This window comes from Petrotoga halophila DSM 16923 (genome assembly GCF_002924615.1).
On record NZ_JALY01000039.1, the window covers coordinates 1 to 5,132 of the forward strand.

Annotated in this window: 7 protein-coding genes; all 7 read left to right on the plus strand. The window is 35.5% G+C overall.

Annotated features, from left to right (window positions below; translation table 11 throughout):
- The coding region (locus tag AA81_RS01685; protein ID WP_146050316.1) for an ABC transporter ATP-binding protein at positions 1-512 on the plus strand (512 nt) is incomplete at its 5' end.
- Positions 509-1,243 (plus strand): ABC transporter ATP-binding protein, encoded by a 735-nt coding sequence (locus AA81_RS01690; protein WP_103897977.1) that lies wholly within the window; start codon positions 509-511, stop codon positions 1,241-1,243. The genes AA81_RS01685 and AA81_RS01690, both read left to right, overlap by 4 nt.
- Positions 1,244-1,369: 126 nt before the next feature.
- Positions 1,370-2,002 (plus strand): hypothetical protein, encoded by a 633-nt coding sequence (locus AA81_RS01695; RefSeq protein WP_103897978.1) that lies wholly within the window; start codon positions 1,370-1,372, stop codon positions 2,000-2,002.
- Positions 2,003-2,268: 266 nt separating this feature from the next.
- Positions 2,269-2,577 carry a (2Fe-2S)-binding protein gene (locus AA81_RS01700; protein ID WP_103897979.1) on the plus strand — a complete coding sequence of 103 codons (309 nt, stop codon included), beginning with the start codon at positions 2,269-2,271 and terminating at the stop codon, positions 2,575-2,577.
- Positions 2,570-4,213: an FAD-dependent oxidoreductase gene (locus AA81_RS01705; RefSeq protein ID WP_211292623.1), complete on the plus strand. Its 1,644-nt coding sequence runs from the start codon at positions 2,570-2,572 to the stop codon at positions 4,211-4,213. Before AA81_RS01700 ends, AA81_RS01705 begins: the two co-directional genes overlap by 8 nt.
- Entirely contained in the window at positions 4,206-4,493 is a 288-nt protein-coding gene (locus AA81_RS14385; protein WP_211286410.1) for a (2Fe-2S)-binding protein, read from the plus strand. Before AA81_RS01705 ends, AA81_RS14385 begins: the two co-directional genes overlap by 8 nt.
- Before the next feature lie 32 nt (positions 4,494-4,525).
- A partial coding sequence (locus AA81_RS01710; RefSeq protein WP_146050317.1) for an NAD(P)/FAD-dependent oxidoreductase occupies positions 4,526-5,132 on the plus strand: 607 nt, incomplete at its 3' end.

Here is a 5,132-nt window from a genome sequence, read left to right on the forward strand (position 1 = left end):
TGTTTAAAGATATGACAGTTCTAGAAAATGTTTTAGTCTCTCAACATTTGAAATTGAAGAGTTGGATTTGGCTTTTTAAAAGTGTTTTAAAAACTCCTGACGTTTTAAAAGTAGAAAAAGAAATGCAAAATGAAGCCTGGGATCTTCTAGAAGAAGTCGGATTGTCTATTTACGCTAATGACAAGGCAAACTCTCTTCCATATGGATTACAAAGAAAGTTAGAAATCGCAAGAGCACTTGCCACCGGAGCAAAACTACTTCTGTTAGACGAACCCGCAGCAGGAATGAATCCTCATGAAACGAGTGAATTGATGGAGTTTATAAAACACATAAGACAAGAGTTTGAGTTATCTATTCTCATTATAGAACACGATATGAAAGTTATCATGGGAATTTGTGAGCGTATATATGTTTTGGATTATGGGAAAAAAATTGCAGAAGGAAATCCAGAGGAGATTCAAAAAGATCCTTTGGTAATAAAAGCCTATTTAGGTGAGGAGTTGGCAATATGAACAGTGAAAATTCAAACATAATTCTTAAAATATCTGATATGCACGTTCACTATGGTAGCATCCATGCAGTAAAAGGGATAGATATGGAAATCAAAAAGAATGAAATCACAACGTTGATTGGATCAAATGGAGCGGGAAAAACTACTACCTTGAATGGGATAATGAATGTAGTTAAAAAAAGCGGTGGAACGGTGCTTTTTGATAATGTTGATATTACAAGCATAGAAACACATAAAATAGTAGAAAAGGGAGTGGTTCTAGTCCCTGAAGGTAGACGTATATTCCCTAATCTAACGGTTTTAGAAAACCTCCGATTGGGTTCGTATTCTCGCAAAGACTCTGAAAAAATAAACAAAGATTTCGATTGGGTACTTAAACTTTTCCCACGATTAAAGGAAAGGCTTAAGCAACTTGGAGGCACACTATCTGGGGGAGAACAACAAATGTTAGCGGTTGCAAGAGGACTAATGTCAAGACCAAAGGTTCTGATGCTCGACGAACCTTCTCTTGGGCTAGCTCCGATTCTGGTCAAAGAGGTTTTAGAAACTATAGAAAAAATATGTGAAGAGGGAGTAACCATATTGCTTGTAGAACAAAATGCCGTTGGTGCTTTAAAAATCGCTCATTATGGTTATGTCTTAGAAACCGGCAAAATTGTTCTCGAAGGACCTGCAGAAGATCTCTTAGAAAACGATGAAGTTAGGAAAACTTATCTAGGAGTAACGGTTTAAATCCTTGAAACTACCTCATACTTTCTTAAGCTTCTTCTAAGCTTCCATTAAGTGAATATTAAGCATATTGTTTTATTATTTTGGTGTATCAAAAATAATAAAACATTACTTAGTGGAGGTGTTGGTATGAAAAAAGTTTTTCTGTTTCTCTTTATAGGTATTCTTTTAGTCGGATCACTATTTGCGCAAGTAGGACCAGCTGGTGGGGCTCCAATGTCCCAGGTACAAAATCAGGATCCTGACAACCAGATGTTCCAAGTTCAAGAAAGATTGCAAGAAAGAGTATTATCTCAAGATATTTCACCAGTAACCATTACAGGAACTGTAAAAACCATAGTGGATGACGATGTATCTTTAACCTTGAGTGTTGAAGTAGACTCCGAAATTTACTCAGTAAGAGTACCCAAGAATCTTTTGGATGATGTAAAAGCCGGCGAAAGTATTGAACTAACAGGATACAAGGTAGTAATAAACGACATCAAAAACTTTGTACCTTTAGAGATCAAATATCAAGATAGAACAGTGAATATGCAGAGATATATGGAAAATGTTCGATCTCAAAATTTTGAAGAAAGATATCAAGGAAATTTCCAACAAAACCAAGATTATCAAAGATATAAAGGCTACCAAAATTACCAAGATTTCAAAAGATATCAACAGTATAAGGATTATCAAGACTACCAAGATTTTCAAAGATACCAAAACAACCAAAGATTCAACCAAGAAAGATATCAAGATTGTCCTTATTACAACGACTAATTCAAAGTAAAGACGATGAGAAGAGGCCTAAAGGCCTCTTTTTTTTATATAAAGAAATAATTAACCTTATAATGTTTTTCAAAAATTGAAAAAAACTTCAATATTTGGCTTTAATCGTCCCTAATCATGAAATTTTTTTCATAATCGTCTATAATCACCTTTTTTAAAAAATGAAAATTATGATTCAATTAATAGTAGAAGTATGGTACTTGTGAGCTAGGCTGCGGGGCGAAGGTAGCATATAATTTATTTAAGAAGGAGAAAAAATGAGAATACAAAATCATCCCATACTAAGTTTTAATAGAGGAAAACAAATAAAATTCTATTACAACGGTAAAGAATTGATAGGTTACGAAGGAGAAACCATTGCGGCAGCTTTGTATGCAAACGGCGTTTTTAAATTCAGTGAAAGTAAGAAATTACACAGACCAAGAGGAATTTTTTGTGCTATTGGGCATTGTTCCTCTTGTTTGATGACAGTTGATGGGGTTCCAAACGTAAGAACGTGCATAACTCCTCTAAAAGATGGAATGAGAGTAGAATCAGAAAATATTGGAGTTGAGATAAATGAGTAAAATCCAAAACCTTGAATTATTGGTCGTAGGGGGAGGCCCTGCAGGACTTTCAGCTGCACTTGCTGCTGCTAATTATGGAATTAAAGTATCTTTAACAGAAGAAAGGGAATTTTTAGGTGGACAACTAATAAAACAAACCCATAGATTTTTCGGTTCAGAAAAGGAATACGCAGGCACAAGGGGAATAGATATTCTCAAGAAGCTAATCGATGAAGTTAACAAGAATAACAACATAGAAGTGCTATTGTCTTCTAGGGTGTTGGGGATCTATGAAGATAACATTGTAACTATATTAAACGATCATAAAATGAAAAAATATTATCCTCAGAGTATTATTTTTGCAACGGGGGCATCAGAAAAATTTTTAGCTTTTGAGAATAACGATCTTCCTGGCATTTTTGGTGCCGGAGCAGTTCAGACTTTGATGAATGTTTATGGCGTATTACCAGCGACAAATGTCTTAATGATTGGTTCGGGAAATATTGGGTTGATAGTTTCTTACCAATTACTACAAGCAGGTGTAAAAGTAGCTGCAATAGTTGAAGCAGCGCCAAAAATAGGTGGATACTCTGTTCATGCATCAAAACTCAGAAGGTTGGGCGTACCTATTTTAACATCCCATACCATAAAAAAAGCCATTGGAAAAGAAAAAGTTGAAGGAGCGGTAATATGTGAACTCGACAGCAATTGGAATGAAGTAAAAGGTACTGAGCAACTTATCAAATGCGATGCAATCTGTTTATCGGTAGGATTAACCCCGTTGGTTGACCTGTTAAAACAAAGGAAAGTGAAAACCACTTATGTTTCAGAACTGGGCGGCTACGTTCCCTTAAGAGATGAAAATATGGAAACGTCAATTAAAAATTTATTTGTCGCAGGGGATGTTTCAGGGATAGAAGAAGCAACAGCAGCTATGATTGAAGGCCAAATTGCCGGTTTATCCGTTGCCAAAAGAATCGGAAAAAACAGCAAAGACGAAATTGAAGAAAGAATAGAAGAGGCTAAAAATGAATTAAAATTGCTAAGATCTGGACCTGTAGGCAAGAAAATTAGGAAAGGATTATCTAAATTGGGTTTGAATCACGGGAAAAATTATAACGAAAAATTTTCAGAAGAAGCACTCGATATCTCTCATTTGATGAAAACTGGAGTACCTTCGGAAGAAAACTTAAAAAACAAGTTACCCTCAAAAGAAAAGGTGTTTGACAAAGGTCCTATAGCCATATCAGAGTGCTTTCAAAGATTCCCTTGCGACCCCTGCGTAAAAAGCTGCCCTTTCAACGCCATATCTGAAAATGGTAACATCAACAACATTCCCTACGTTGACTTTGAAAAATGCACCGGATGCGGTATATGTGTTAGCAAATGTCCAGGACTGGCAATGTTTGTAATTCATAAAAATTTCAGTGAAACAACCTCGGTTGTAATCATGCCTTACGAATTTCTTCCAAGACCCCATAAAGGAGAAATTGTAAAGGTATTTGATAGAGAGGGAAAATACTTATGTGATGGCAAAGTAATAAGAATATTGGATGGAAAATTTCAAGACAAAACAGCCGCAGTGAGTATAGAAATTCCAAAAGAATATTATTTGCAAGCTAGGAATTTTAAAGTGGAGGAAGGAAATCATGGATGAAAACAAGGTAATAATTTGTAGATGTGAAGATGTAACTTTAAAAGAAATAAGGGATGCCATAAGAAAAGGATTTACCACCGTTGAAGAAATAAAGAGGGTAACAAGAAGCGGGATGGGACCTTGCCAAGGTAAAACCTGTGGTTTATTGATCGCAAAAGAAATTTCACAGATGACGGGCAAACCGATGGAAGAAATAGAACTACAAAGCATCAGACCTCCCTACGGAGGAATAACCTTTGAAGAAGTAACAAAAGGAACCGTAATGGAGAATGATAAATAAACTCTAATAAAATTAGTTAGCAGGTGAAAAACATGAAAAATAAAGCAAACGTTGTGATAATAGGAGGAGGGGTCGTAGGTTGTTCCATTGCCTATAACCTTGCCAAAAAAGGTGTTAAAGATGTAGTTTTACTTGAAAAATCCTATCTTTCAAGCGGAGCAACTGGTAGATGCGGTGCAGGAGTTAGGCAACAATGGGGCACCAAACAAAACTGTCTTCTGGCAAGTGAAAGTATGCATATTTTTGAACACTTTGAAGATGTCCTTCAAATAAAAAGAGACATAGAATTAAAGCAAAAAGGTTACTTATTACTAGCATACTCTGACAAAGAATTAGAACAATTTAAAAAAAATATCGAAGTTCAACACAGTTTAAATATTCCTTCTATTCTTTTAACTCCTAAAGAAGCTAAAGAAATCGTTCCCGACTTAAACATAGAAAAATTGGTAGGAGCCGCCTACTGTGCTAAAGATGGGCATGCCAACCCTTTTCAAGTGACTTTGGGTTACGCTGAAGCTGCACAAAGATTAGGTGTGGAAATAAATAAATTTACCGAAGTCAAAGATATAAAAACTAAAAACGATGCATTACTAGGGGTACAAACAAATAAAGGTTTCATAGAATGTAAAAAGGTAGTTG